Genomic DNA, 26,477 nt, shown 5'->3' with positions numbered 1-26,477 from the left:
TTATAGACCGCCCATTACAGCAAAAGGCTGCCCCGTCGAACAGAGCTGCCACATACGCTCTATTCGGACAGGACAGCCCTCGCTGGTCTTGATGCTTCCGGGACGTCGGGAATCTGCTTATTTGCTGTGCAGAACTTCCGGCGTCGTCAGCTTGTCGTAGAAATCCACGGCTTTGTCTTTGTCGGCCGAATCCCGCAGGGCCATTGCCGAGCGCGGATGCTCATCCAGCATGCCGGTAATCATATAAGGAATAATATAACCCCACTCTTCCTTCTCGCGAAGCGGGATCATATATTTCTCGATCATATCCAGTACCGGACGCACATTGTATTTAACATTTTTCAAGTGAGCAACCAACAGCTCTGTCGGGCAGTTGCCCGCCGCGCGGCCCATTCCGTAGACGGATGCGTCAAGCAGCTCGACGCCCTTCTCGGCGGAGATCAACGTGTTCGCGAAGGCCAGCTGCATATTGTTATGCGTATGCACGCCAAGGCGTTTGCTTGGCAGATGCTTTTGGAATTTCTCAATCAGGTAACTGAAATCATTCGGATCCAGGCTGCCGTAGGAATCAACCACGTAAACCACGTCTACTACGCTGGCTTCAATCAGCTCAAAAGCTTCGAGCAGCTGGTTCTCCATAACATTGGAGAGGGCCATAATGTTAATCGTTGTCTCATAACCGCGTTCGTGGAACACATTCACCAGTTCAAGCGCCTTTTCTACATCCTGGATGTAGCAGGCAACGCGGATCAGATCAAGCATGCTTTGCTCGCGCGGCAAAATATCGTTCTCGTCCACGCGGCCGATATCGACAAGCGCCGACAGCTTCGTGTTCAGCTTCTGAGGAATAACCTTATGCAGGAATTCGTCGTCCAGAAAACGCCAAGGTCCCGCAGATTCCGCGCCTTTCAGCAGCTTGGGCGAGTTTTTGTAGCCAACTTCCATATAATCAACGCCCGCTTCATTCAAGCTGTTATACAGATGCTGAACGAATTCGACACTGAAATCCCAGTTATTAACGAGTCCGCCGTCGCGAATGGTACAGTCGACGATTTTGCAATGATTTGTTTTAGCATTCATATACATATGTGGCTCCTTTAGCGTAGCTTGTCTTTTCTATTCATGATACTTGAAAATGATCATGAACGCAAAGCCAAATTGTCCAAAATAACCGGGCTGTCAGGATTCCTTTTCGCGGGAAACGCTGTCGCCATTTGTCATGATAACATGGCGGGTGCCGCTCCATTTCTCGTAAAAAAGCTGTTTGTCGCCCCTGAACATTTTCAGCAGGACATGGATCGCAAACGCAATATCAACTACAACGGCTGCCCCTATATACAGAAGCGTCGGGAGCCATCCCCGGTCCGTTATGGCACCGCTGATGATAACCGCATTCATACCGCCAAGCAGCGCGTACAGCAGACCGTAGCGGACAAGCAATTCACTCAGCCTCGGCCTGCCTCCTCTGCCTTGAAGCCGAATCCGGACCATCCATTTGCCAATTGTCCGTCCTCCTGTAAGGAAAGGCATCATTGTATAATAAGCAAGCAGAAGCAAAATCGTGACCGCAGGCTTCCCGCTGTGCAGAGATGCAAGCAGAAACGGGAGCAAGACAATCCCGTCCAGCTGGAGCGCCACCCATCGATGGATATAGCCCACCTGCTTGGCCGCCAAATCGATATTTTCGTCCAATCGGGACAGATCCGGGAGAAATCTTGTCAACAACGGGGCAATGCTGTAGCCGAGCATCCCGCCGGCCGTATTCAGCATCAAGTCATCCACATCAAACAGACGGTAAGGACAATCGTAGATGCCATACAAGCCCGTAACCTGGGTGATCTCGAAAAAAAGCGACAGCATAAAAGAAAGAATCAGCGCAGCAGCAGCGTAACGGCGAAAATAATAACGCAGAAAAAGTCCAAATGGAACAAGCAGCGCAATATTCAAAGCCGCCTCCAAAAAAGCCCGCTCCGTAACCAGCCTCAAATAGGTCAGCGGCATACCGGCTACAGCCTGCGTCTCCCTCAGCATGTCCCGGATGAACTGAAAAGAAACGAACGACGCTGCCGGACCTGCTGCTCCGGAGCAGATATGCCGGTTGGCCGGAAGCGGCAAAATAACCAGGTACAACGCGGTCAGCATGTACAAAAGCAGCAAGTAAAGGACAACCAGACGGATTTTATTAATATAGCCGTATCTCCTGTATTGCACAATCAGAAAAGGCAGTGTAAAGAAGAATGCCAGTACAGGGAAGCTGATCAGCGCATATCGAACAGGCAGTAAATAATTGTCCAGCGCGAAATGGATGGTGGCTCACCTCCTTGCATCGGAGCGGCTTTATTCGCCATGCACCTATGATACTACGATGCGCAAATCCGGCGAATTGATTCTTCTTACAATCAAGCCGCGCAGCTTGCAGGAATGTAAGAAAGCTGCAGATGCTGGTCCCTGTAATTGTTCCCAAAGAGCAAGCATCTTGTCTGAAGCTGCAAAATAAGAAGAACCGTCTGTCGCCGTACTCTGGAGGCAAAGTCAGCTTCTTCCTCAAAACGATCAGAAAAAGACAAGACACCTCTTCTACTTTCTGAATATCTCGAAAAAGGCAGAGCCTCAAAGAAGCGCTCTACCTTCATTAATCAATCGGTCCATGATCAAATCATATCTTCAGCGCGGACGACCTCGTCAAACTTCTCGGCGGTGATCAGACCGCTGCGGACAGCGGCTTCCCGCAGGGTAAGCCCTTCTTTGTGCGCAGACTTGGCGATGGTCGCCGCATTCTCATAACCGATATGCGGGTTAAGGGCTGTGACCAGCATAAGCGATTTGTTCAGATTGTTTGCGATGGCGTCGCGGTTGGCCTCGATTCCCACAGCGCAGTGCTCGTCGAAGGAACGGATCGCGTCTGCGAGCAGCCTTGCGGACTGCAGGAAGTTGTATATAATAACAGGCTTGAACACATTGAGCTCGAAATTGCCCTGGCTGGCGGCAAAGCCGATCGCCGCGTCATTGCCCATGACCTGGCATACCACCATGGTCAAGGCTTCGGCCTGGGTGGGGTTGACTTTACCCGGCATGATCGAGCTGCCCGGCTCATTCTCGGGAATGCTGATTTCGCCGATTCCGCAGCGGGGACCGCTTGCGAGCCAGCGTACGTCATTGGCGATCTTCATCAGATCCGCGGCCAGCGCCTTGAATGCGCCATGCACAAATACCAGCTCGTCATGGCTGGTCAGGGCATGGAATTTGTTCGGAGCGCTCTTGAATTTCTTGCCGGTGAGACGGCTGAGTTCCAGCGCGGCAAGCTCCCCGAACCGCGGGTCCGCATTCAAGCCGGTGCCAACCGCAGTTCCGCCAATCGCCAGCTCGCGAAGCTCCTCGCTGCTGGTTCTGACATTGCGCTCCCCCTTCTCCAGCATCCGCACCCAACCGCTTATTTCCTGGCCAAACGTCAGCGGCGTCGCGTCCTGCAGATGGGTCCGCCCGATTTTGATCACGTCGGCGAACGCCTCGCTTTTGGCTTGGAGGGTTGCCTTGAGCCGGGCGATGGCGGGAAGCACGGTATCTTCCACCGTAATCAGCGCCGCAAGATGCATGGCCGTCGGAAAAGTGTCGTTGGAGCTCTGAGAACGGTTCACATCGTCATTAGGATGAATCTTCACATCGCCAGCGGCATCCTGCTGTGCAAGGAGCTGTCCGGCCCGGCGCGCTATCACCTCATTGACGTTCATGTTCGACTGTGTGCCGCTGCCGGTCTGCCAGACCGCCAGAGGAAATTCCCCAGTCCATTTGCCGGCAATAATTTCGTCGGCGGCATCCGATATGGCCAAGGCCTTCGCTGCATCCAGCTTGCCAAGCTCCTTGTTTACGAGTGCGGCTCCCTTCTTCAAATAGGCAAAAGCGCTTATCAGCTCAACGGGCATTTTCTCCGTACCGATCTTGAAATTATTCAGGCTGCGCTCTGTTTGCGCTCCCCATAAACGGTCCGCGGGAACCTGAATCTCGCCCATCGAATCCTTTTCCGTTCTGAATTCCATTCTCGTCACCTTCTTTTTTAATTTGTACATGTCCATAATCATTTTACATTAAAGCTGCCCGATAATCGATTTTCGCCAGACTTGCCTGTTTATCGCCGAGCAAAAAGGGCTAAATAAAGAGACAAGCCTAAACCGGAAGGAGGAACCCTTATGCCTTGGACCAAAGAGGATTACCCCGATTCCCTGAAAAACTTCATGGCTCCCGTGCGGGAGAAAGCGATCGAGATCGCCAATGCCCTGCTGAAGGACGGTTATGAAGAGGGCCGGGCGATTTCCATCGCCACCGCGCAGGCGAAGGAATGGGCGGAGGACCATGACAAGCAGGTGCGGAAAAAAGGGCATTAGCCGCCCCTCCTGCATGCCGTTTCGCTTATTGGGCGATTCCGGTTCGAATGAATGTCTTGGGAAATTTAACTGCTGTTTCAAAGATAAAGGGTGTCCTCCGGCATTTCGGAGGACACCCTTTTGTCTGACCGGCGGGAGAGAGACTCGCAGCTCTCCGGCCTCTTAAGCTGTAAGCCGGAGACTCAGCGGTTCATCCAGCCGCCGTCCACGCACATCACATGGCCGTTCATATAGTCCGATGCGGCAGAAGCAAGCAGCACAACCGGCCCCTTCAGATCCTCGGCGCGGCCCCATCGACCCGCAGGGATACGCTCCAGAATCTGTCTGCTGCGGTCAGGGTCCTGGCGCAGCTGCTCCGTGTTGTCCGTGGCGATATAGCCAGGGGCAATGGCATTTACCTGCACGCCTTTGGAGGCCCATTCATTGGCTAAGGCCTTCGTCACACCCGCGACGGCGTGCTTGCTGGCTGTATAGCCCGGCACATTGATTCCTCCCTGGAACGAGAGCATGGAGGCGATGTTAATGATCTTTCCCGAACCCTGCCGGATCATTTCCCTTCCGGCCAGCTGGCTGAGGAAGAAAACCGCGTTCAGATTCACATTGATGACATCATGCCAATCGGCAGCGGCATGATCGGCAGCCGGCGTGCGCCGGATAATGCCGGAGTTGTTGACCAGAATATCGATTTTGCCGAAGGCGTCCATCGTTTGGTTTATGACGCCAGGCAGCCTGCTTTCGTCGGACAGATCCGCCTTGATGACAACGGATTTCCGGTTCAATGCCGCAATTTCCTGTACAATATCGGCCGGATTGGTCTGATTGGTTACAAGCGCCACATCGGCCCCGGCTTCCGCCAGCGCCAGTGCAATGGCTTTGCCAATTCCCCGGGATGCGCCGGTGACGATAGCGGATTTGCCGGTCAAATCAAATAATGTACTCACTCATTCCCACTCCTGTCTGCCTGCTCAATATTTACCTGCAGAGCCTGATATTTGCCCATTATGGAGCTATCCAGCCCATCATCCGTAATAATCCGTTCCACTTCCGTCAGGGTGGCGAAGGTGAACAGCGCCCCCTTGTCGAATTTGCTGTGGTCGGCAACGCAGATCACCCGCCTGGAAGCCTCGATGAACATCCGCTTGATCGGCGCCAGCTCCGGCGTAAACACACTGAAGCCGTATTCCTCATGAATGCCCGTCGTGGACAGGAAAAATTTATGAATATTCATCCTGCTCACCCACTCCAGCGATTCCGGATGCAGCAGCAGATTATGCTGCCGGTATCCCCCTGGAACGACAAGCCTGATCTGGTCGCGCAGCGCGAGCTCGCGGATAATCATAACATCGTTCGTAACGACCGTGAGCGGCTTGTTCTCAAGCCGCCTGGCCATCGCCAGCGTCGTGCTGCCGCCATCCAGAGCGATGATGCCGCCTGGCTCGATCTGCTTCAGCGCGGCAGCCGCAATGGATTCCTTGGCCTTCTCCAGCTTGTTGTTCGGATATACCAACGGATAGATGTTCTCTTCGCTGGGCTCAAGCGGAACGGCGCCTCCATGCGTTCTCTTGAGCAGCCCTTTGGCTTCAAGCTTCTCCAGATCATCGCGGATCGTCTTCTCCGTGACATGCAGCGATGCGCTGAGCTCGGCCACTTTTACCGCTCCGCTTTGCTGCAGCTCGTCTATGATTTTTCGTTGTCTGGTTGCGGCCAGCATGAATTTGACGCTCCTTCCGAGTGGCTCCTACTTCAATGTATTCATTTGCACAATGTCCATATCCTTAAAGGTGTAATTCTCCCCGGCCATCGCCCAGATGAAGGAATAGTTCGATGTGCCTGCGCCCGAATGAATCGACCAGGGCGGAGAAATAACCCCCTGCTCATTGGCAACCACAATGTGACGCGTCTCTTCCGCCTGCCCCATCATGTGGAACACACGGGCATCCGCGTTCAGGTCAAAATACAGATAGGCTTCCATTCTCCGGTCATGCAGATGCGCAGGCATGGTGTTCCAGATGCTGCCCGGCTTGAGAATCGTAATGCCCAGCATCAGCTGGCAGCTTTGCAGGCCGCCTTCATGAATAAATTGATAGATCGTACGCTCATTCGATGTTTCCAGTGAACCCAGATGATTGGGATTGGCCTTGTCGATGGCCATTTTGCTTGCCGGCAGCTGATGGTGGGCATTGGCGGAGCAGAAATACAGCTTGGCCGGTTCCGCGGCATTCTCGCTTGCAAGCAGAACTTCTTTCGTCCCTTTTCCTACATAAAGAGCGTCTAGCCGGGCAAGGGAATGCTTCTCCCCGTCGACGGTGATGACAGCGGGTCCGCCGAGATTAACGAAGCCCGCTTCGCGGCGCTCAAAGAAATACTCGGTCTTGAGCGTTTGCGGAGCCTCAAGCGCAAGCGGCTGCTCCGTGGGAACTGCGCCCCCGATAACCAAACGGTCATAATGGGTATAAGTCATATGAATATGTCCGGCTTCAAATAAGTTCTCAATGAGGAAATGCTTCCTCAGCGCCTCCGTATCATACCTTTTAACATCGTCCGGGTGTGAGGCATGGCGAATATCCATTTCCGTTTTCATTACTTATTTCCTCCTATAATGTTCGTTTTGGTTTGTTTATTAGCATTATAGTATAGAAAGCGCTTTTTTGAAAGTGTTTTATATCAGCTGACAGCCCTGTCCGGCAAAATAAAAAAACCTCCACGGCCACACACGCGCCTGCAGGTTCCATTCGTATGATTATTGTTCCGGGCTTTGATTTCAATCATGCTCTCTCAGGCTTTACGCCTGCCGGGTCTTCCACGCTTATGAAGCTTCTTGTCAGGCAGGAGGCCTCAATCCGGAAATAAACGGCGAAGCTCTTCCGGAAGCTCCCGGCTTGTTCTGGTTTCCGCATTCATGGCGACGCAGGTGATAAGCGCATCGGCGCACAGCTCATCCTGCCCGTTCAGAATTTGCTGGCTCAACACATAGCTGGTTCGGCCTGCTCTTTCGGGCACTGTTATAATCCGCAGCTGGTCGCCTTGTCTGCATTCCTTCCGGTAGTTGATATTGATATTCACCGTTACAGTCTGAATGCCCATTTGCAGAAAAACATCGTAATGAAGCCCAGCCTGCTCATACCATTCTTCTCTGCCCCATTCAAGATATTCCAGATATTTGGCATTATTCACATGTCCATTCACATCAATTTCGGTTGAACGGACCATAATAGACGTTATAGCCTGCATGGCATCCGGCTCCTTCACCGCCCCTTCAAAAGGCGTCAAATGATTACTAATGGTAGCCATAAGCAGCTGGCTTGTCAAAGAAAATCCAAGCAATGCCGTCCTCCCCCTTCATGCTTGCAGACATATTTTGCGTTAAGATAGAAACTATAGCTTACAGGAAAGGATGAATATCCATGACCAGAACAGCATATTCCCGTCAAATCTTCCGCACATGGCTGTATTCCTCCGCCATTTCCGGCACCCTTGCCCTCTGCCTCCTCCTGATGGCGGGTTGCGGTTCCAATTACAATATCGGCTCCGGCGCCAACTCCCCCATGAGCGGCAGCGGGCTTCCGGATTCCGCAGCTGCCCCGGAGAATGATCATTACCAGACTCAGCCAACAGCAGAACCGCCCGCTGCCAATCAGCCGGAAGCCGGTTCCAATGCCGCTGCCAATAACCCTTACGCTGCTGCAGGGATCGATGATCCGGAAGCATTCGAGGCCATATTCGATCAGATCAAATCGGCGGTTGCCGGAGGAGATAAAGATAAGGTTGCGGACTATGTGCTTTTTCCCATGCGGTTGAATACAGCCAAAGCAAATACAATCATCAAAAACAAAGAGGATTTCATCAATAAATATGACGCAATTCTGACTGCACCTGTGAAGAAAGCATTGGCCAATCAAAAGATCGACAGCCTGTTCGTCAATGATCAGGGCGTCATGGTTGGCAATGGCGAGATGTGGTTCGGCGCTACCGCCGGTTCGCCGCAGAAATACGGTATTATTGCCGTTAACCATGACACGGTGGGGACCGACTAAGGCACTTAAGAGCGCTATCGCAAGACACAGAAAAGTACGATAGCCTTACAAATTAAAGCGGTACCCTACCCCCCATACGGTTTCGATATATTGGGGCTTGGACGGGTTCAGCTCGATTTTCTCTCTCAGCTTGCTGATATGGACAGTGACGGTAGGCAGATCCCCCATCGAGTCGAGTCCCCAGATCCGTTCGAACAGCTCCTCCTTGGTGAACACCCGGTTAGGGTTTGTAGCCAAATAAAGCAGCAAATCATATTCTTTGGTCGTCAGCAGGGCTTCGCGATCCTCCACAAACACCTTCCGCGGAAGCTTGTCGATGAACAAGCCGCGGATCCGGATCTGATCCTTGGGGTTGCTCCCTGTTCCGGTGCTGCCTGTCAGCCGCTCAAAGCGGGACAGATGCGCCTTCACCCGCGCGACCAGCTCGCCAACGCTGAACGGCTTCACAATATAATCGTCCGCCCCCAGACCGAAGCCTCTGATTTTATCCACTTCCTCACGCTTGGCGGATACCATCAGAATCGGAATATGGGTCGTCTGGCGAATGGCCTTGCAAATATCGAACCCATTCACACCCGGGAGCATCAAATCCAGAATAATCATATCGAAGCTTTCCTTCATCGCCTGCTCCAGGCCCGCATCGCCGGTTGCCGCAATGTCCACGGTGAAGCCGCTCGCCACCAAATAATCCTTTTGCACTTCGGCGATTACAGAATCATCCTCTATGATCAAGATCCTTTTCATCATGCTCTCCCTTATACCCCTTCGGGGTTGTCAATGTGAACAAAATGGTCGTGCTCTCTCCCGGGACGCTTTCCGCCCATACCCGGCCCCCATGCTCCTCCACGATCTGCTTCACAATCGCAAGGCCCAGCCCGCTGCCCCCGGTATCGTTGTTCCTGGAGAGATCTGTACGGTAGAAGCGGTCAAAAATATGGGGCAGACCAGCGGCTTCGATGCCTCGTCCGTTATCCTTTATCGATACCGTAATTTCCTGCAGCTGCTTGTTCTCAAACAGCTCAATACGGATTTCTTTCTCCTTTTTGTCCATATGCTTCAAGCTGTTATCGGTAATATTGGCAATTACTCTGCCCAGCTTCTCGCGGTCCACCACAGCCATTACCGGCTTGCCCTGTGTATGGTCATACATGATCCGGATCCCGCTGTACTGCGGATGCATATGAAGCTCATCCGCAAAGGCATGAAGGTAAGCATTAATATCGGTCTGTTCAAAATGAAACGGCAGCCGTCTCAGATCCAGCTTGGAGTACAGGAACAGCTCATCGATCAGACGATCCAGATGCGCCGCCTTGGAATGAATCATTTCAATATATTTGGCCTGCTTCTGCGGCGTATCGGCTATGCCGTCCCGCATCCCCTCGGCGCAGGCGGAAATGGCCGTGATCGGTGTTTTAAGATCATGTGAGATGTTGGAGAGCAGCTCCTTGCGGTTCTCCTCAGCCTGCAGCTGCGTATGAATCGACGCTCTCAGCCGTTTTCTCATCTCTTCGAAGGTGGCGCTTAATTGGCCGATTTCGTCTTTTCTGATTACCTTCAGCTCATTATCCAGATTGCCTTCCTTGATCTGCTCCGCCGCATGCTTCAGCGCATCAAGCGGCCTCAGAATTCCGCGGGATACCAGATAAGTCAGCAGCCCGTTGGTCAAGCCGACGATCAGGATCACGAATAGCAGCACGATTACAAAAAATAACCGGGCAAGATCGGCAAGCCGGTCTTCCTCCAAAATATACAAGACACCGGGACTTCCGTCGCCAAGCGTAAAGGCGTATTTTAAAACCGTATAGTCAATGCCGTCTAATTTGAATGTATCGCTATGATAACCGCCAGCGCCGCTTGAATCAAACTCCCCAAGCCTGGGCAGGGCGGCAGCGCTGCTGTCTTCAATTGCCGGCGAAATATACCGGACTTTATCCCCTGCCACGATAATCAGCCGGATATCAAGAGGGTCCAGCTCCTTCTCCGTTTTCTCCAGAAAAGCGGCGTCTTCGAGACGATCCGGCTCATGCCGGGCGAAGAAGGCAAGCCCCGAGGTCCATTCCGTTTTCCGGTCCATCGCTTCGCGGAATTCCTTGACATTCTCAAAATCCCCGATGATTCTGCTGAGCGGTTTGATCCCCAGCGCATCATTCAAGAACAGGGTTACCAGGATGACAGCCGTCAAGGCAAAGACAATAATCGGCACAACGACCATTGCGATATAAGACAGCAGTAATTTCTTGCGGATAGACATGCCAAGCGCCCCTGTTATAATGATTTGCCGGTAAATCTGAACAATCCGGCGGTATATCCTATTATACTGTACGCCGAGATAAAGACGAATATATTCATGAGCCTCAGCACCGGTACACTTGGCTGCAGCCACAGCTCATGCCAGTCGGTGTAGGCGAAGGGGGACCATACCGCAGCTTCAGGCAGGAACAACGGGAGCACCTTCAATGCCGCATAAACTGCGATACAAACGACAATGGCCGTTGTGCTGCTTTTGAACCACTGAGCGACGAGTGCCGCGAATATGGCTATTACCGCCATCGGGAAGAAAGCGGCGAAATAAGCGCCCAGTCCCCTGGCTATTCCCCATGTGCTGCCGCCATCCGGAAGAAACAGTCCGGACAATGCGGAGGCCGCCCAGCCGCCGGCAAGCACAGCCGCGACAATAAGCGCCAGCGACAGCAGCTTGGCTGTGAATACTTTTGTCCGGGTAATCGGCCGGACCAGTGTGATTTTCAGCGTCCGCATGGCGGTCTCGGCGGTGAAGGAATCGGCTGCGCACATGAACAAATAGAGCGGCAGCAGTACAGTGGTCAATATCCCCAGCATGATCAGCGGAAAATCATTGCCCACAATGGCGGAAATGCCTGCATTCCCTTGAACACGGGCGACCAGCCATGCTGCCAGGACCGGGATCAGGACGAGAAACAGCAGAAACCACTTCGTTTTGCGCTGCAGCCACCATTTTTCCAGCTCATTGATTATACCTGCAGTCAGACTATGCATGAGATACCCCTTCCCTGCTCTTTACGACCGCAGCCAGATAGTATTCTTCCATGGTGATGCCCTGCTGCTGCAGCTCATCCGCCTCGCCCTCGTGAATAAGCCTGCCGCCATTCATAATGCCGATGCGGTTTACGGTCATCTCCATCTCGTTCATCATATGGCTGGAGATCAGAAAAGCGGTCCCTTCCGTTTCCGACAGATGTCTGATAATGCGGCGAACGTCTATAATGCCCTCTACGTCAAGTCCATTCGTCGGTTCATCCAGAATGACCAGTCCCGGCGAGGACAGCAGCGCTCCCGCAAGCGACAGCCGCTGCTTCATGCCAAGCGAGTAGCCGCTGACCTTCTCTCCCTTGTAGAGAGTAAGACCGACCATTTCCAGCACCTCATCAATCCGCTTTGCCGGCAGATCTTTATAGAACCTTGCCGCCTGCTTCAGATTGGCGTGACCACTCATATATTCGTAAGCGTCCGCCGTCTCGATCACGCAGCCCGTGCCCGTCATCGCCAGCTCGAACCGGTCTGTAATTCTGCTGCCAAACAGCGCCACGCTTCCCGAATCCGCAGCGCAAAGACCCGTCAAAATCTTCAGCAGGGTCGTCTTACCCGCCCCGTTGGGGCCGAACAAGCCGAAAATGTCGCCTTTATTCAGCTTGAAGCTGATATCGCGTATGCCGCGGCCGTTTTTATATATTTTCGTTACTCCATCGATCTCCAGAATAGCCGGAGAAGCGCCTGTTCGCATATTATTCACACTCCTTTAAGAAAAATTGGCGAAAAATCGGCCGGACAACGTTCATCTGGTATTGCTGTGTCCGGCCCGATGCTGTTTCCTGATGATTATTGCTGTCCGCCCCATTCTTCAGCCGGATCAACCGTTACCACTTGCTTATTATCCAGATCGATTACTTCGGGCGACGTGCTGTTATAAGCCGAGAGTCCGGCATCCAGCGTTACCGTTACGGTGTGATCGGCACCTGCTTCATCTTTGCCTGCTGCCTTGATTTGTACAGTTTGGTGCTGGATGCGGTTATCCTTGCCGATAAGCGCATCCAGGCTGACCGCTTCAATCCGGACATCCTGCGCCAGTTCCGGAAGCTGCGGCTGCCATTCTCCGCCAAGCAGCTGCTGGTGAATGGAATCCGCAGGTCCCGCCGCATTATTATGTTCGCCTTGAGCGCCGCTGCCCGCATGTTTGATCAACAAGGAACCAATGGCATTGACGGCCGCAGGAATTTGGCTTCCCGTTAAATCCAGGGAGATGTGCTTGACGCCATCCGCCTGCTCATCCAGATCCACCTGCTGCTTCACATTGCCGACCAGCGTATCAATGACATTTTCCAGTTCCTTGGGAAAACCGTCCCAGCCCGGTTCATGGTTTCCAAATCTGCGCTGCTCATGTTCCGGCGCTCCCTGCGGATCGATGACGTAATACATGTCATCCTTGCCGTTCTTGACAATCATCTGCTCATTCTGATGATACATATTCACCGCGATCGGCTCCGTGCCCGCTCCGCCCAATGTCAGCGAGCCGCTGGCTCCGCCCTGGTCTTTATCCAGCTTGAGCTTCGCCTTGGCATTCAGCTTCTCGGCGCCATTGTCGCTGACCGTAACCGACACATCGGCTGTAACGCTCTTCACATTGGTATTGGTCTTCAGCGCTTCCTTGTAAGCGTCATAGCCTGCCGAGCCTGCGCTTGCGGTGAAGCCGCTGGCGACCAGCAGAACCGCACCGGCCGTTAACGGAATTCCAAAGGACAACCATTTCTTTTTCTTATTCATCTTTATTTCCTCCTGTTCTTGAAAGCCTCTTTTGGTGAAGCACCAGGGAGCTTCTTAGCGAAGCTTCCTGTAAACAGAATACCGCTCAACCCTAAACCGCTCGTAAACCAGGTCTAAAGAAAGTATAAATTCGTCAAAAAGAAACGGCGGCGCCGTCCTTTGGCGATAGCGTTAGTTTGTTCCCTTAAACTTTACAGAAATGTACAGGCGCAAAACTTATCCATTCGATAAGGTCAAAAAAGATTGACCGATGCGTGATGACGGGCCTTGTGCATGAATAAATATAAGAAGTAGGACGGGTTAACAGGGGAAAGCCACGGGTAAATACAGATGTAACAACAGAAGGAGGCGGACTGGAATGGCTAAACTTGTGGGGCCGGATACAACCAAGACCAAGTCAAATGTTGTTCTCCAATACCCCGACAATGCGATCAATTCCCGAACAGACGGCACCGTGTATAAACGCAGATCCTTTATCGATTTTGCCCAGAACCTGTACTGCCGCTTTCAGGATGACGAGGTTCCCGCGCTGGGAGCTCAGCTGACATACTACCTGATTCTCTCGTTCTTCCCTTTTCTGATCTTCATCATTGCCGTTCTCAGCTTCGCCAATCTGACCCTGCAGGATGTAATCGAGCAAATCCAGCTGATCATGCCCGAGCTCTCGACGAACACCATCAGCGACGCCTTCATCGAGATTCAGGCTTCCAGCAACGGGTCTCTGCTTTCGGTGGGGTTGATTATTACGTTATGGTCGGCATCCAACGGCATAAGCGCCGTCATGAAAGCCTTGAATAAAGCTTACGATGTGGAGGAAACGCGCCCGTTCTGGAAGGTTAAAGCGTATTCGCTCGTTTTTACGATTGTCTTGGCGCTTGTCATCCTGTTCAGCATGGTCATGCTCATCTTCGGCAGAGTGATCGGGGATATGCTGTACAAATGGACGCAGCTTCCAGGCAGCATCGATACCGTATGGGGATTCGCCCAGTACGTCATCCCCATCGTGATCATGTCTGTCGTCTTCGCCTCCCTGTACCTGTTTGCTCCCAACCTGCGGCTGCATTTTCGTGAAGTGGTGCCGGGCGCGTTGTTTGCCACCTTCGGCTGGATCATAACCTCCTTATGCTTCTCCTTTTATGTCAATAATTTCGGCAATTATACGAAGACCTATGGAAGCATCGGCGGAATTATAGTCTTGCTTACCTGGCTGTATCTGTCGAGCATCATCATCGTGCTGGGAGGTGAAATTAACGCTTCGCTGCATTTCGACAAGCACGGCAAAATGAAAGCAAACTGCAAGCGCTTCTCCATCTCGCTGCCGTTCTTCAAACGGGGAAAAACGAAGGGCGCCTGAGCATCAGGCCATATGCGTTAGAATAGCAGCCCCTGAGGCCAATGCTTCAGGGGCTGCCGCTATGTCCTGCCCATGTAAAGCCGTGTACAAACCAGCCATGCGGAAAATCCATAAAATGCACATATTTTGAGCCCGGAATGGAAAGGATTCCAACATACGCCTGTCGAATAAAGCACAGATGCTTGAAAGGAATAAAAACAGAAAATAAGTGAAAAGAGGGAACATGCAATGAATCGGACAGGCTTCACGCCGGAGCTTCACCATGATCAATCCGGCCCCCAGGCACACTGGAAGAAACTATCTTTGAGAGCTCTCCTGGTGATTTCGCTGATGTCGCTGGCGCTGTTGTTAGCCGCCTGCGGAACCAAGCCTGACAACAACGGCGGAAACGCGGCGGGCAATACCTCGGGGAACACATCAGGAAACACGTCAGGAAACACCAATACGCCTCCTGCGGAGACGGGTGACGCTGCGGGCAATACGAACAGCGGAGGCGCAGCTGACTCATTTGCTTCTGAGGATGATCCCATAGTCACGATTGAAATGGAAGACGGCAAAACGATTGAGATCGAGCTTTATCCCAAGGCTGCGCCGAATACGGTCAACAACTTTGTCTCTCTCGTCAAAAAGGGCTTCTATGACGGCCTGACCTTCCACCGCGTCGTTCCCGGGTTCATGATCCAGGGCGGCGATCCGGACGGCAGAGGCTCGGGCGGACCCGGCTACGCCATCAAGGGCGAATTCAGCCAGAACGGCGTACAAAACGGTTTGCTTCATGAGCGCGGCGTCATCTCCATGGCGCGGGCTCAGGATATGGATTCCGCAGGCTCGCAATTTTTCATTATGGTGGATGCCAACACCGGTCTGGACGGCGCCTATGCGGCTTTCGGCAAAGTGACCAAAGGTCTGGAGACCGTTGACGCCATCGTAAGCGTCCCAACCGATGGAAGCGAGCTCGCGGTCACTCCTCCTAAAATGAAAAAGGTAACTGTCGATACCAAAGGCGTGGATTATCCGGAGCCTGAGACAATCACCCCGTAAAGGGAATGAGGGCGGCTCACGCAAGTTTCCTATTAATAGAAAACCCGCAGCAAGCAAAGCAAAACCCTGACCAAGGCGGTCAGGGTTTTGCTTTTTCCAATGCCACGCTCTATATGCCCAGGCTTACCCGGCATGAGCTTCACAGGCCAGTCTGATCGGGAAGGGCCGGAGGCTCCGCATCCTGATGCAGCGGCAGTATAATTTCGAAGGTGGTCCCTTCGTTCAGCTTGCTGTTCACCCGTACGCGTCCGTTATGCTTCTCGATGATCTGATAGCTGATCATAAGGCCAAGACCTGTACCCTTCTCTTTGCTGGAGTAGAAAGGCTCTCCCAGCCGGGCAATCCGATCCTCGGAAATGCCGCAGCCCTGATCGCTGATGCCGATGATCAGATGATCCGCATCGAGCTGCTCGACCGTTACGATGATCTGGCCGCCCTGGGGCATGGCCTCGATCGCATTTTGCAATATATTCGCAAGCGCCTGCTTGATCTGATTTTCGTCGCATTCCAGATACATTTGCTCATTACCCAGATTGGAGATAATCTGAACATTGCTTATAACCGCGTTTGTTTCCATCAATATAATAATATTGGACAAAATCACGCCAATGTCATTCATCTTGAATTCAACTTCCTGCGGCTTGGCCAGCATCAGGAACTCCCCGATAATGGATTCGATCCGATCCACCTCCGAGAGCATCAGCTGATAGTAGCTTTCGTTTTTTTTATCCGTAGTCCGCAGCATCTGCGTAAAGCCCTTCAGCACGGTAAGCGGATTGCGCACCTCATGCGCGACTCCCGCAGCCAGCTGCCCCACAGCCATGAGCTTATCGGATTTGCGTATAAGCTCCTCCGCTTCCTTCTTGGTCGTAATGTCCTGAAATTGCACGATATAATAAAGCGGCTTGTTGTGGTCGTCTCTGACAACTGTCGTATTCAACAGGCCCCACACCACATGCCCCGATTTATGAATAAACCGGCTCTCCATTTCATACCACGGGATTTCGGCAATCAGCAGCCGTGTCGTGTTGTCAAGATGATCATCCAGATGATCCGGATGCAGGATGCCATGGAACCGCAGCTCGGCAAGCTCGGACTCCGTATATCCCAATATATCGCAGAATGAATAATTCGCTTCCAGAAAGCGCCCATTAATATCAATCAGAGCGATGCCTGCAGCCGCATAATTGAACACAGTCCGAAACCGTTCTTCTATCTGCTTGTCGGCCTTCTCGATCTGCTGGCGCTCTGTCAAATCCGCCACTTCGGTTATCAGAAACAAATGAATCCCGTGGAACAGCTTCATCATCCCATGAATTTCCAGAGGAAAAATCGAATGGTCCTGTCTGATTCCCCTTGCCTGCCATACAATATTCTTATTCTTATTTCCCTTGACTTCTTCCTCTTCGATCAGATAGGTCCGTCTGTCGCGGGGATGAATCAGTTCAAGGAGCTCCATGCCAATAAGCTTGTTCCTGTCATAGCCAAATAAACGTGAAGCATCGGAATTTATTGTGATAATCTTCCCATTTTTTACCACAATCATATAGGGAAGTATTTCTTCCAAAAAGGTTTCGAGCACGTTTTCCCCATCTGCGTTTTCAAACATAAGAAGTATTCCCACATCATATTCCCCTTTGAAGGCAGAGTACAGCTCCACACATTACAAAGCTATGTGAAATCGTCATCTTGATGTCATCACTATTCATCATAATTGTTAACCGTACCATTTTCAACTTAATCATATGCGTTCATGCTTTAAACAGGATTATGAAAAAAAAGCGCCCTGCTTTGTACAGAGCGCTTTACGTCCGGATATGTCGAAGAACCTCAAACTTGGTCGTACCGATTATTTCCACACTACTTTTTCACCGTAATCTTTTCCCCAATTGTACATCATGCGCAGGATCGGCATCAGGCTCTCGCCATAATCGGTCAACGTATATTCGACCCGCGGCGGAACTTCGGCATACACCTTGCGGTGCACCAATTGATCGTCCTCCAGCTCGCGCAGCTGGTTGGTCAGCATCTTCTGGGTGATGGAGGGAATAAGCCGTTTCAGCTCACTGAAGCGTTTGGTGCCTTCCAGACCCAGATGCCACAAAATAATCAGCTTCCATTTGCCGCCGATAACCGCAAGCGTCAGCTCCTTCTCGCAATTGATTTCTGTGAGATTAATCCGTTCCTTCAGCTCGTTTGCCACACCGGCTGCCCCTTTCTGTCTGCATTTCCCATTTCTTCTTACCCTCTCAAACCCTGCAGGAACGCCAATAGTATACTGGTGGTGACTACACCACTTGCAAGTGCGTACTTCTTAAATAGAAACGATAGCTATAGAATAAGCCTTGGATCTGAACATATCAACACAAATCGAATAGGAGTGATCAAATTGGAATTGCAATTAGCGCTTGATCTGGTTAATATCCCGGAAGCCAAAGCATTGGTGAAAGAAGTCGAAGCTTATATAGACATTGTAGAAATCGGAACCCCTGTCGTTATTAATGAAGGTTTGCATGCAGTCAAAGCGATCAAGGAAGCTTTTCCCAACCTGAAAGTATTGGCGGATCTCAAAATTATGGATGCCGGCGGTTACGAAGTCATGAAAGCCGTCGAAGCGGGAGCGGACATCGTGACCGTGCTTGGCGTAGCTGAGGATTCCACGATCCGGGGCGCCGTAGAGGAAGCGGCCAAAACAAACAGGAAGATACTGGTGGATATGATCAGTGTCAAAAATATCGAAGAGCGGGCAAAGGAGCTTGACGCGCTCGGCGTGGATTATATCTGTGTCCACTCCGGCTACGATACCCAGGCGGAGGGCAAAAACTCCTTTGAGGAACTGACCGCGATCAAACGCGTCGTCAAAAACGCAAAAACAGCCATAGCCGGAGGAATCAAACTATCCACGCTTCCGGAAGTTATTGCGGCCAAGCCTGATCTGATCATAGTAGGCGGCGGTATTACAGGGCATGACAATATCCAGACGGCCGCTTCCCAAATGCGGCAATTAATCAAGCAAGGTTAGTCCAATGGGGATTACTTCGTACACGGACAAAATAATCGGAGAGCTCTCCCGCAGCCTCCGGGCCGTTCCCGAGGATGCGGTGGAGCAGCTGGCCGAAGGCATCCTCGCATCGAGGAAAATATTCGTCGCCGGCGCCGGCCGGTCCGGACTGATGATGAAGGCGCTGGCCATGCGCCTGATGCAGGCCGGGCTTGACGCTCATGTAGTTGGCGAAACCATAACGCCGGGCATCGCCAAAGAAGACATGCTGATTATCGGCTCGGGCTCGGGCGAAACGAGCAGCCTTCTCTCCATGGCCGGCAAGGCGGGAGGCATCGGGGCGACGGTCGTCCTCGCAACAATCTCCCCCGCTTCCTCCATCGGGAAGCTGGCGGATATCGTGATTCCGATCCCCGCTTCCCCGAAGGAACGGACGGGTGAGGGCGAAGTTACCGTACAGCCCATGGGCTCGTTGTTTGAGCAGAGCATTCTGCTGCTGTTCGACGCTCTGATCCTGCGTTTGATGGATCATCGGAAGCTCGACTCATCCTCAATGTTTGGCAATCATGCTAATCTGGAATAAGTACTACGCCGCCCCCGCCCCTTTGCAGCGGGGGCGGTTTTTTTTGCGCGTTGATCCGGGTCCCCAATTTCTATGGACGCAAAGTTCAAATGATGTCAACAGCATTCATGACGAAACCTCCTTTTCCTTTGATTGATCTTGGAAGCGTTCTATTCTACGATTATTTCAACCCCTTTAATCAAAGACTATACAAGAGGGGAATTTTTTATGGGAGGTTAACAGGATGTCTGAACAACTTACTGGCCGGCAAGCATCCACAGGCGGGGTCAAAGTTTCCGTGCAGCGTTTCGGGCGTTTTCTCAGCGGGATGGTTATGCCCAATATCGGCGCTTTTATCGCCTGGGGCTTGATTACGGCTTTATTTATCCCGACGGGCTGGATACCCAACGAATATCTCGGCAAGCTGGTTGATCCCATGATCACCTACCTGCTGCCCCTGCTTATCGGTTATACAGGCGGTCAAATGCTCCACGGCACGCGCGGAGGCGTTATTGGAGCCATCGCCACGATGGGGGTTATCATAGGCTCGGATATTCCGATGTTCATCGGAGCGATGATTGTCGGTCCCTTGTCCGCATGGATCCTCAGGGCCTTCGACAGATCCGTGGAGGGCAAAATCCGCTCGGGCTTCGAAATGCTGGTCAACAACTTCTCCGCCGGTATTATCGGAGGCGCGCTTGCTCTTGGAGCTTACACCGGCATTGGTCCGGTCGTAGAGAAAGCGAGCCAATTGCTGGCTTCCGGTGTGGAGGCTCTGATCAATGCAGGCCTGCTGCCCTTGGCCAATATTCTCATTGAGCCGGGCAAAATCCTGTTTCTGAACAATGCCATCAATCATGGCGTGCTGGGGCCGATCGGGCTCGAGCAGGCTTCCAATACGGGCAAATCGATCATTTTCATGCTGGAGTCGAATCCGGGACCCGGTCTTGGCATTCTGCTTGCTTACTGGTTCGTGGGAAAAGGCCTTACGAAGCAGTCTGCGCCGGGAGCGGCCATCATTCATTTCTTCGGCGGCATTCATGAAATTTATTTTCCTTATATTCTGATGAACCCGCGGCTTATCCTTGCAGTAATCGCAGGCGGGGTTACAGGCAGCTTCACCTTCACGATCTTCAATGCCGGGCTTGTCGCCACTCCATCCCCGGGCAGTATATTCGCCTACATTGCGATGGCGCCCAAGGGCGGATTGCTCGCCGCACTCAGCGGTATACTGACCGCTGCGGTTGTCTCTTTTCTGGTTGCCTCGCTGCTGCTCAAAACAAGCCGCAAAGCGGAAGAAGAAGGCGATCTGGAGCTTGCGCAGCAGAAAATGCAGCAAATGAAAAGTGAAGCCAAAGGGACCGCTGCAGCCGCAGTCGCAAATGCCGCTTCGGTTCCAGGGGCTGCTGTCAAAGCAAAAGCGGATGTTTCCAAAATCGTGTTCGCCTGCGATGCCGGCATGGGCTCAAGCGCGATGGGGGCCTCTATACTGCGCAAGAAAATCAAGGCCGCAGAGATTCCGGTAACGGTGACCAATACCGCCATCAGTGAAATCCCGGCCGATGCGGACATCGTCATCACCCACAGGTCGCTGACGGACCGCGCCAGACAGAAGGCTCCCGAAGCAGAGCATATTTCCATCGACAATTTCTTGAAAAGTCCTGAATATGACGAGCTTGTAAACAGGCTGAGCGTATCCTAATAGATCGAGGATTGATGCCGATGAACCTATCCAAGAGACAGCGACAAATTATTGAATTGCTGCTTAACAAGCAGGGCGAGCTGACGTCGGGCGAAATTGCCGAAGCCATCAAGGTCAGCTCGCGGACGATTCACAGAGAGCTGGCTCAGGTGGAGGAGGCCCTGAGGGACGCCGGCATCTCTCTTCTTAAGAAATCCGGATCAGGCATCCAGCTTGAAGCGGAGCAGGACAAACTTGAAGCCTTCAAGCAGCAGCTCTCCAGGATGAATCCCGATCATTTCACCGCAAGAGAAAGAAAGGTGCTCATTCTTTGCTGGCTGCTGGAAAGCCCGGAACCCGTCAAGCTGTTCCTGCTTGCCCATGATCTGCATGTAGCCGTTCCGACCGTCACCGCCGATCTGGATGAAATCGAGGATTGGGTCGTCAAGCAGGGACTCGCTCTGGTCAGACGGCGCGGATACGGGGTGCAAATTATCGGGCCGGAGGCTGCGCTCCGGGGAACGATCGCAAGGCTCGCCAGGGAGCAACTGGACGATTCTGAATTATTCGGCCGGTTCGATGAGCAGCCTGCCGATCCGCTGTCTGGCGAGCTGCTGAATATGATCGGAAGAGAGGATAGTTTCTTCAAAGTCGAGAAGGTCCTGTGGCAGCTGGAGGATCAATGGCCGACAACCTTGTCCGAAGCCGATTATACGATGCTTCTTATCTCCTTGTCGGTCAGCTTGACCCGGATCCGCAAGGGGAGAACGATTTCCCCCGCTGAGGCTTCGGGAGCTCAGGCCATGGAAGGCGCGGACAGCGGAGAGCAGGCCAGGCTTCGCATGTTCGTGGATATGATGGGCATCACACTCCCGGAAGAAGCCTCCTATATCGGGCAGCAGCTCGCTGACTGGAATAAGCAGCAAGTGATTAATCCTTTGCTGGCCGATAATTTGCAGCTGGCTGACACCATTGTCCGGATGATCCGGATTGTCGAAGACAGGCTCGGAGTAGAGTTAATGCAGGACCGCACGCTGCTTGACGGGCTGATCCGTCATGCCGGACCGGCCCTGCAGCGTCTGCGCGAAGGGATCGCCATCCGGAATCCGCTGGTAGCCCAGATCAAGAAGGATTACGAGAAGCTGTTCCTCATTGTCAGGCAGGCAGTCAAAGACACCGTTGCCGAACCGTCCGTTCCCGATGAGGAAATCGGCTTTCTGGTCATGCATTTCGGCGCTTCGCTGGAGAGATTGAAGCAGTTTCCGCGGCATGTCCGCGCCCTTCTCGTCTGCACCAGCGGAATCGGTTCATCCAAGCTGCTGGAAGTCAGAATCAATAAAGAGCTTCCCCAGATTGATCTGATCGGACGCGCTTCCTGGTTCGAGGCTTCGCGATATCCGGAGGATCAGTATGATCTGATTATTTCAACCGTCGATCTGCCGGTTGAATCGGACCGTTATATCAAGATCAGCCCTCTGCTGACGGCTGAGGAAGCGGTTAAGCTGCGAACCTACATTCAGACCATTACCTTAAACCGTCTTCCCTCCGTCAGACAGGAGAGCTCTCTTAGCAGCGATGCACTGGAGAGGCTGCGGCGGATGAGCCGGTATTCGGCGATCATCCTGTACATTCTGGATCAATTCGAGTGCTATCGCGAGGATATTCCTCCGGATGAATTTCATCTGAAGGGCATTTTATCCCGTCTGTGCGCCAGGCTGCGGCGCAGAAGTGCCATCGACCGTATTGAACCGATTGTAAACCAGCTGCTGGAGAGGGAATCGTATGGCAGCCAGATCATTCCCGACACGAAGCTGGCCTTATTCCATACAAGAAGCGAATTTGTTCCGCGTCCTGTGCTCTGCCTGTTCACGCTGGATCAGCCGCTGCTGCTGGATGATCAGAAGCCTGTCCATCAGATTCTGCTGATGCTTGCGCCCTTGAAGCTGTCTTCCGACAGCCTGGAGGTGCTGAGTGAAATCAGCAGCATGCTCCTGTCCAGCGAGCTGATTCATCTGCTGGAGCAGGGAGACAAGGCGTCCATACAGCAATTTTTCTCCCATGAGCTCGAGGCTTTTCTGCAAAACAAAATGGAATGGAGTGATTGACCTGTGAGCATTTTATCGAGAGACAAAGTAAAATTAAATGTTCAGGTGAAGGACAAATATGAGGCGATCCGTGTTGTGGGCCAGATGCTGGTTGATGCTGGCCACGTCCCTGCCGAATATATCGGCAAAATGATTGAACGGGAGGACAGCCTGTCCACCTATCTTGGAGGGGGACTTGCTATCCCCCATGGCACCAATGATGCCAGAAGTCTGATCCGCTCCACCGGCATGTCCATTGCCATTGTTCCGGACGGCATAGATTTCGGTGAAGGGGAACCCGCTTACCTGATTATCGGAATTGCCGCTGCCGGCGACGATCATCTCGAGATTCTGACTCATGTGGCCGAGCTTGTATCTGATGACGACACGCTTGAGACCATTCTCCATACCGCTGACAAGGATGAGCTGCTCCGCATCTTCGAGCAGGGTATGGAAGCATGAAGGCGGTCCAGTTCGGCGCGGGCAATATCGGCAGAGGCTTTATCGGGCTGCTGCTGTCCCGTTCCGGCTTCGCCGTAAGCTTCGTCGACGTCAACGAAAACCTTGTCAATCTGCTTAATGCGCGGAAACAGTACGAGGTCATCCTTGCCAATGCCGCTTCGGACGCTGCAACCGTACGGCAGGTTGCCGCCATTAACGGAAACGACATCGATCAGGTGACGCGGGCCGTAGCCGAGGCGGATTTGGTGACGACGGCGGTAGGGCTGCCGGTTCTGAAAGCTATTGCCGCGGGGATAGCCTCAGGCATCGAGCTCCGCCTGCAGAGCAGCATCCCTGCCCCGCTGCATATCATTGCCTGCGAGAATGCCATAGGCGGGAGCACGCAGCTCAAAGCCCATGTGTACAGCCATCTGTCAGCCGAATATCAGCAGCTTGCGGACCGCTTTATCCGGTTTCCCGATGCGGCTGTCGACCGGATCGTCCCGCTTCAGCATCATGACGATCCGCTGATGGTTACGGTTGAGCCTTTTCATGAATGGGTCGTTGACGGCTCTTCCCTCCTGGAAGGCTTCCCTGTTATCGAAGGCATGCATCTTGTTTCGCATTTGGAGCCGTATATCGAACGCAAGCTGTTTACTGTCAACACGGGCCACTGCTGCGCCGCTTATCACGGTTACCTGCGTGGTTACGCCACAATTCAGCAAGCGATGAAGGATGAGGCCGTTCAGTCCGAAGTCCGAAATACATTGCAGGAGACTGGCGCCATGCTGATCCGAAAGTACGGCTTCGACGAGCAGGAGCATATGGATTATATCAGCAGCATAATGGCGCGGTTCATCAATCCATATCTGATGGATGAGGTTGTACGTGTGGGACGTTCCCCGGTCCGCAAGCTGTCGCCGGATGACCGGCTTATACGTCCGGCACTGGCCGCCCACGCGCTCGGTCTGGAGGTTGCCCATCTGGCGCGGGCTGCGGCTGCCGCCCTAAGGTTCAATTATAAGGAAGATCCTGAGGCTGTACAGCTTCAGGAGTCCCTTGCCCGGTATGGCCTGCATCCGACTATCACCACTTATACCGGAATTCCTGAGACCCACTTTGTTCATCAGGAAATCGCGCGACACTATGAGGCGTTGAATTAATGAAGAAGCGATGCCGTCTTTTGACGGGCAGGTAAGTTTCTTCTTTAATGGATAATAGTGAAACTTATCCATTCGTTAAGTATAGAGGAAACGGCTGAAGCCGTGTTTTAGCGGTAAAGTTAGTTTCTTCCTCAATGAGCAAAGTATGGAGATATTTTATCTTTCTTATATTTCAAGAGGATTCAGCTTAAAAAGGAGGGTATGCCAACATGCCGAGCTTATTAATAACAGGCATCCCGGCTTCACCCGGCTATGCCATTGCTCCTGCGTTCAGGCTTCAATCGGATGCGTATATCCCGCAGCCTGAAACAGTTGCCGATGCAGAGCTGGAAACAGAGCGTTTCCAACATGCCCTGCAGCAGGCGCGCACAGAGCTTGAAGCGATTCGCGAATCGGCGGAGCAGCGGCTTGGAGGCGGGAAAGCCGAAATATTCGAGGGCCATCTGCTCCTGCTGGAGGATCCTGATTTGATCGATGTCGCCATCGACAAGATCCGGACGGATCTCGCAAGCGCCCCTTATGCGCTTTATGAAACCGCCCAGACATTCATTCAGGCGCTCAAAGCGATGGAGGATGAGCTCCTGCAGGCCCGGGCAGTCGATATTGAAGATGTAACCGGACGGGTCATCAACATCCTGCGGGGCAGCTCCACCCGGACTCTCTCCGACATTACTGAGCCTTGCATCCTCATCGCCCGGGACTTGACCCCTTCGGATACGGCCCAGCTCAATCCGGATATGGTGAGAGGATTTATTACGGAGGCCGGCAGCCGCACTTCCCACTCCGCCATCATGGCACGCTCGCTCGATATTCCGGCTATTGTCGGAGCGGGAGCGCAGATCATGGCGGTCTCCACCGGAACGCAGATGATTATCGATGCCCTGGCGGGCGAAGCCATTATCGGTCCAAGCGAGGAGGAGCTCACGCGGTATCAGAATAAACGTTCCGAGTACGAGTCCAGAGCGGCTGAGCTGAGCAAACTGAAGAATCAGCCGACTGTGTCCTCCGACGGGTATCATATAGAGCTTGCCGCCAATATCGGCAGTATACAGGATGTGCAGAAAGCCATTGACAACGGAGCGGAGGCCATCGGATTGTTTCGCACCGAGTTTCTTTATATGGGGCGCAGCTCTCTGCCTACGGAAGAAGAGCAGTTCAACAGCTATAAATATGTGCTTGAAAAAATGCAGGGCAAGCCCGTTGTTATCCGCACGCTGGACATCGGCGGGGACAAGGAGCTTCCTTACCTGAATCTGCCCAAGGAAAGCAACCCGTTTCTTGGCCTTCGGGCGCTGCGCTTCTGCCTGGCGAATGAAAGCCTGTTCCGTACACAGCTTCGCGCCCTGCTGCGCGCAAGCTCATACGGAAATCTCAAGATAATGTTTCCGATGATAGCCGTGCCGGAGGAGCTGCGGGAAGCGAAACGGCTGCTTCGCGAGGAACGGGAAAAACTGCTTGCGGAAGGCATTCCGGTAAACTTGCAATTGGAAGTGGGTATGATGATCGAGGTGCCGGCTGCGGCGATTGCGGCAGATCTGTTCGCCAAGGAGGTTGATTTCTTCAGCATCGGCACCAATGATCTGATTCAATATACGATGGCGGCCGACCGGATGAACGAGACGGTCTCCTATCTGTACCAGCCCCATCACCCTTCCATTCTCCGGCTGGTGGCGATGATTATCCGCGCCGCGAAGCGCGAAGGAAAATGGGTCGGGATGTGCGGAGAAATGGCCGGCGACGCGGCGGCCGTCCCGCTGCTGCTCGGACTCGGGCTGCATGAATTCAGCATGAGCGCCGGCACGATACTTGCGACAAGGGAACTGGTTGCCGGACTCCCGTTCGGCACCTGGAGCCAGCTGGCCGAGCAGGCGCTCTCCATGGGCAGCCAGCAGGAAGTGAAGGATTTCGTTCAGGCGAATATGCAAGGAGGAAAACAATAG

25 protein-coding genes are annotated in these 26,477 nt (G+C 52.9%); 11 read left to right on the top strand and 14 right to left on the bottom strand.

Translation table 11 applies throughout. The features are described from left to right. Window positions 1-117: 117 nt before the first annotated feature. The 3 genes from ACFOLF_RS27205 to fumC all read right to left on the bottom strand — a co-directional run bounded on the left by ACFOLF_RS27205 (window position 118) and on the right by fumC (window position 4,034). Window positions 118-1,080, bottom strand: coding sequence for an aldolase catalytic domain-containing protein (locus ACFOLF_RS27205; RefSeq protein ID WP_210045554.1), 963 nt, complete (start codon window positions 1,078-1,080; stop codon window positions 118-120). Window positions 1,081-1,179: 99 nt separating this feature from the next. Next, window positions 1,180-2,157, bottom strand: coding sequence for a VanZ family protein (locus tag ACFOLF_RS27200; RefSeq protein WP_379112915.1), 978 nt, complete (start codon window positions 2,155-2,157; stop codon window positions 1,180-1,182). Between the two features lie 494 nt (window positions 2,158-2,651). After that, on the bottom strand, window positions 2,652-4,034 hold the full coding sequence (gene fumC, locus ACFOLF_RS27195; RefSeq protein ID WP_210045553.1) for a class II fumarate hydratase: 1,383 nt from the start codon (window positions 4,032-4,034) through the stop codon (window positions 2,652-2,654). Between the two features lie 150 nt (window positions 4,035-4,184). Here fumC and ACFOLF_RS27190 point away from each other — a divergent pair, with 150 nt between their 5' ends. Continuing rightward, window positions 4,185-4,379 carry a DUF2188 domain-containing protein gene (locus ACFOLF_RS27190; RefSeq protein WP_210045552.1) on the top strand — a complete coding sequence of 65 codons (195 nt, stop codon included), beginning with the start codon at window positions 4,185-4,187 and terminating at the stop codon, window positions 4,377-4,379. A gap of 182 nt (window positions 4,380-4,561) precedes the next feature. On the opposite strand, the gene kduD is transcribed toward ACFOLF_RS27190, so the two are convergent. From kduD to ACFOLF_RS27170, 4 genes are all read right to left on the bottom strand, one after another. Further along, window positions 4,562-5,320: a 2-dehydro-3-deoxy-D-gluconate 5-dehydrogenase KduD gene (kduD, locus tag ACFOLF_RS27185; protein WP_210045551.1), complete on the bottom strand. Its 759-nt coding sequence runs from the start codon at window positions 5,318-5,320 to the stop codon at window positions 4,562-4,564. Then, complete coding sequence (locus ACFOLF_RS27180; protein WP_210045550.1) at window positions 5,317-6,090, bottom strand: DeoR/GlpR family DNA-binding transcription regulator; 774 nt, start codon at window positions 6,088-6,090, stop codon at window positions 5,317-5,319. Before ACFOLF_RS27180 ends, kduD begins: the two co-directional genes overlap by 4 nt. 27 nt (window positions 6,091-6,117) lie before the next feature. Then, complete coding sequence (kduI, locus tag ACFOLF_RS27175) at window positions 6,118-6,948, bottom strand: 5-dehydro-4-deoxy-D-glucuronate isomerase (RefSeq protein ID WP_210045600.1); 831 nt, start codon at window positions 6,946-6,948, stop codon at window positions 6,118-6,120. A gap of 266 nt (window positions 6,949-7,214) precedes the next feature. After that, the gene (locus ACFOLF_RS27170; RefSeq protein ID WP_210045599.1) at window positions 7,215-7,610 is read right to left on the bottom strand and encodes an acyl-CoA thioesterase; all 396 of its coding nucleotides are present in this window, start codon (window positions 7,608-7,610) and stop codon (window positions 7,215-7,217) included. A gap of 173 nt (window positions 7,611-7,783) precedes the next feature. On the opposite strand from ACFOLF_RS27170, the gene ACFOLF_RS27165 reads away from it, so the two are divergent. Further along, window positions 7,784-8,413 (top strand): hypothetical protein, encoded by a 630-nt coding sequence (locus ACFOLF_RS27165; RefSeq protein WP_210045549.1) that lies wholly within the window; start codon window positions 7,784-7,786, stop codon window positions 8,411-8,413. 45 nt (window positions 8,414-8,458) lie between these two features. On the opposite strand, the gene ACFOLF_RS27160 is transcribed toward ACFOLF_RS27165, so the two are convergent. From ACFOLF_RS27160 to ACFOLF_RS27140, 5 genes are all read right to left on the bottom strand, one after another. Then, entirely contained in the window at window positions 8,459-9,157 is a 699-nt protein-coding gene (locus tag ACFOLF_RS27160; RefSeq protein WP_210045598.1) for a response regulator transcription factor, read from the bottom strand. After that, complete coding sequence (locus ACFOLF_RS27155; protein ID WP_210045548.1) at window positions 9,129-10,664, bottom strand: sensor histidine kinase; 1,536 nt, start codon at window positions 10,662-10,664, stop codon at window positions 9,129-9,131. The genes ACFOLF_RS27160 and ACFOLF_RS27155 overlap by 29 nt, the downstream gene beginning before the upstream one ends. A 14-nt stretch (window positions 10,665-10,678) precedes the next feature. After that, the gene (locus ACFOLF_RS27150) at window positions 10,679-11,428 is read right to left on the bottom strand and encodes an ABC transporter permease (RefSeq protein WP_210045547.1); all 750 of its coding nucleotides are present in this window, start codon (window positions 11,426-11,428) and stop codon (window positions 10,679-10,681) included. Next, window positions 11,421-12,173, bottom strand: coding sequence for an ABC transporter ATP-binding protein (locus ACFOLF_RS27145; RefSeq protein WP_210045546.1), 753 nt, complete (start codon window positions 12,171-12,173; stop codon window positions 11,421-11,423). Before ACFOLF_RS27145 ends, ACFOLF_RS27150 begins: the two co-directional genes overlap by 8 nt. 95 nt (window positions 12,174-12,268) lie before the next feature. After that, the gene (locus ACFOLF_RS27140; RefSeq protein ID WP_210045545.1) at window positions 12,269-13,210 is read right to left on the bottom strand and encodes a hypothetical protein; all 942 of its coding nucleotides are present in this window, start codon (window positions 13,208-13,210) and stop codon (window positions 12,269-12,271) included. A 358-nt stretch (window positions 13,211-13,568) separates the two neighbouring features. On the opposite strand from ACFOLF_RS27140, the gene ACFOLF_RS27135 reads away from it, so the two are divergent. After that, window positions 13,569-14,564, top strand: a complete 996-nt coding sequence (locus ACFOLF_RS27135; RefSeq protein ID WP_210045544.1) for a YihY/virulence factor BrkB family protein — start codon at window positions 13,569-13,571, stop codon at window positions 14,562-14,564. Between the two features lie 330 nt (window positions 14,565-14,894). Continuing rightward, a complete protein-coding gene (locus ACFOLF_RS27130; protein WP_379112985.1) occupies window positions 14,895-15,605 on the top strand; it encodes a peptidylprolyl isomerase in 711 nt (236 codons plus the stop codon). A 139-nt stretch (window positions 15,606-15,744) separates the two neighbouring features. Here the strand turns inward: ACFOLF_RS27130 and ACFOLF_RS27125 are convergent, their stop codons facing one another. Further along, the gene (locus ACFOLF_RS27125; protein WP_210045542.1) at window positions 15,745-17,229 is read right to left on the bottom strand and encodes a PAS domain S-box protein; all 1,485 of its coding nucleotides are present in this window, start codon (window positions 17,227-17,229) and stop codon (window positions 15,745-15,747) included. Window positions 17,230-17,454: 225 nt separating this feature from the next. Then, complete coding sequence (locus ACFOLF_RS27120) at window positions 17,455-17,808, bottom strand: winged helix-turn-helix transcriptional regulator (protein WP_210045541.1); 354 nt, start codon at window positions 17,806-17,808, stop codon at window positions 17,455-17,457. A 186-nt stretch (window positions 17,809-17,994) separates the two neighbouring features. Between ACFOLF_RS27120 and hxlA the strand changes: the two genes are divergently transcribed. The 7 genes from hxlA (at window position 17,995) to ptsP (ending at window position 26,477) form a co-directional block, all read left to right on the top strand. Beyond that, window positions 17,995-18,627 (top strand): 3-hexulose-6-phosphate synthase, encoded by a 633-nt coding sequence (gene hxlA / locus ACFOLF_RS27115; protein ID WP_210045540.1) that lies wholly within the window; start codon window positions 17,995-17,997, stop codon window positions 18,625-18,627. Window positions 18,628-18,631: 4 nt separating this feature from the next. Next, the gene (gene hxlB / locus ACFOLF_RS27110) at window positions 18,632-19,189 is read left to right on the top strand and encodes a 6-phospho-3-hexuloisomerase (RefSeq protein WP_210045539.1); all 558 of its coding nucleotides are present in this window, start codon (window positions 18,632-18,634) and stop codon (window positions 19,187-19,189) included. A 223-nt stretch (window positions 19,190-19,412) separates the two neighbouring features. Next, complete coding sequence (locus tag ACFOLF_RS27105) at window positions 19,413-20,870, top strand: PTS mannitol transporter subunit IICB (protein ID WP_210045538.1); 1,458 nt, start codon at window positions 19,413-19,415, stop codon at window positions 20,868-20,870. A gap of 20 nt (window positions 20,871-20,890) precedes the next feature. Beyond that, a complete protein-coding gene (locus ACFOLF_RS27100) occupies window positions 20,891-22,954 on the top strand; it encodes a BglG family transcription antiterminator (RefSeq protein WP_210045537.1) in 2,064 nt (687 codons plus the stop codon). Between the two features lie 3 nt (window positions 22,955-22,957). After that, a complete protein-coding gene (locus tag ACFOLF_RS27095) occupies window positions 22,958-23,395 on the top strand; it encodes a PTS sugar transporter subunit IIA (RefSeq protein ID WP_210045536.1) in 438 nt (145 codons plus the stop codon). Continuing rightward, the gene (locus ACFOLF_RS27090; protein WP_210045535.1) at window positions 23,392-24,537 is read left to right on the top strand and encodes a mannitol-1-phosphate 5-dehydrogenase; all 1,146 of its coding nucleotides are present in this window, start codon (window positions 23,392-23,394) and stop codon (window positions 24,535-24,537) included. The genes ACFOLF_RS27095 and ACFOLF_RS27090 overlap by 4 nt, the downstream gene beginning before the upstream one ends. A 209-nt stretch (window positions 24,538-24,746) precedes the next feature. Continuing rightward, window positions 24,747-26,477, top strand: coding sequence for a phosphoenolpyruvate--protein phosphotransferase (gene ptsP / locus ACFOLF_RS27085; RefSeq protein WP_210045534.1), 1,731 nt, complete (start codon window positions 24,747-24,749; stop codon window positions 26,475-26,477).

Origin of the sequence: Paenibacillus sepulcri, from assembly GCF_042647105.1 — a bacterium.
Lineage (GTDB): Bacteria > Bacillota > Bacilli > Paenibacillales > Paenibacillaceae > Paenibacillus_Z > Paenibacillus_Z sepulcri.
Note: the sequence above shows the minus strand (reverse complement) of the source record. Positions and strands in the feature narration are given on the sequence as shown.

What these genes read in the sequence shown, in the direction of transcription:
- ACFOLF_RS27150 (WP_210045547.1), bottom strand. Translation starts at nt 11,428, where the DNA reads ATGCATAGTCTGACTGCAGGTATAATCAATGAGCTGGAAAAATGGTGG.
- ACFOLF_RS27155 (WP_210045548.1), bottom strand. Translation starts at nt 10,664, where the DNA reads ATGTCTATCCGCAAGAAATTACTGCTGTCTTATATCGCAATGGTCGTT.
- ACFOLF_RS27130 (WP_379112985.1), top strand. Translation starts at nt 14,895, where the DNA reads ATGTCGCTGGCGCTGTTGTTAGCCGCCTGCGGAACCAAGCCTGACAAC.
- ACFOLF_RS27100 (WP_210045537.1), top strand. Translation starts at nt 20,891, where the DNA reads ATGAACCTATCCAAGAGACAGCGACAAATTATTGAATTGCTGCTTAAC.
- ACFOLF_RS27105 (WP_210045538.1), top strand. Translation starts at nt 19,413, where the DNA reads ATGTCTGAACAACTTACTGGCCGGCAAGCATCCACAGGCGGGGTCAAA.
- ACFOLF_RS27165 (WP_210045549.1), top strand. Translation starts at nt 7,784, where the DNA reads ATGACCAGAACAGCATATTCCCGTCAAATCTTCCGCACATGGCTGTAT.
- kduI (WP_210045600.1), bottom strand. Translation starts at nt 6,948, where the DNA reads ATGGATATTCGCCATGCCTCACACCCGGACGATGTTAAAAGGTATGAT.
- ACFOLF_RS27180 (WP_210045550.1), bottom strand. Translation starts at nt 6,090, where the DNA reads ATGCTGGCCGCAACCAGACAACGAAAAATCATAGACGAGCTGCAGCAA.
- ACFOLF_RS27135 (WP_210045544.1), top strand. Translation starts at nt 13,569, where the DNA reads ATGGCTAAACTTGTGGGGCCGGATACAACCAAGACCAAGTCAAATGTT.
- ACFOLF_RS27145 (WP_210045546.1), bottom strand. Translation starts at nt 12,173, where the DNA reads ATGCGAACAGGCGCTTCTCCGGCTATTCTGGAGATCGATGGAGTAACG.
- ACFOLF_RS27170 (WP_210045599.1), bottom strand. Translation starts at nt 7,610, where the DNA reads ATGCAGGCTATAACGTCTATTATGGTCCGTTCAACCGAAATTGATGTG.
- fumC (WP_210045553.1), bottom strand. Translation starts at nt 4,034, where the DNA reads ATGGAATTCAGAACGGAAAAGGATTCGATGGGCGAGATTCAGGTTCCC.
- ACFOLF_RS27205 (WP_210045554.1), bottom strand. Translation starts at nt 1,080, where the DNA reads ATGAATGCTAAAACAAATCATTGCAAAATCGTCGACTGTACCATTCGC.
- hxlB (WP_210045539.1), top strand. Translation starts at nt 18,632, where the DNA reads ATGGGGATTACTTCGTACACGGACAAAATAATCGGAGAGCTCTCCCGC.
- ACFOLF_RS27160 (WP_210045598.1), bottom strand. Translation starts at nt 9,157, where the DNA reads ATGAAAAGGATCTTGATCATAGAGGATGATTCTGTAATCGCCGAAGTG.
- ACFOLF_RS27190 (WP_210045552.1), top strand. Translation starts at nt 4,185, where the DNA reads ATGCCTTGGACCAAAGAGGATTACCCCGATTCCCTGAAAAACTTCATG.
- ptsP (WP_210045534.1), top strand. Translation starts at nt 24,747, where the DNA reads ATGCCGAGCTTATTAATAACAGGCATCCCGGCTTCACCCGGCTATGCC.
- ACFOLF_RS27140 (WP_210045545.1), bottom strand. Translation starts at nt 13,210, where the DNA reads ATGAATAAGAAAAAGAAATGGTTGTCCTTTGGAATTCCGTTAACGGCC.
- ACFOLF_RS27090 (WP_210045535.1), top strand. Translation starts at nt 23,392, where the DNA reads ATGAAGGCGGTCCAGTTCGGCGCGGGCAATATCGGCAGAGGCTTTATC.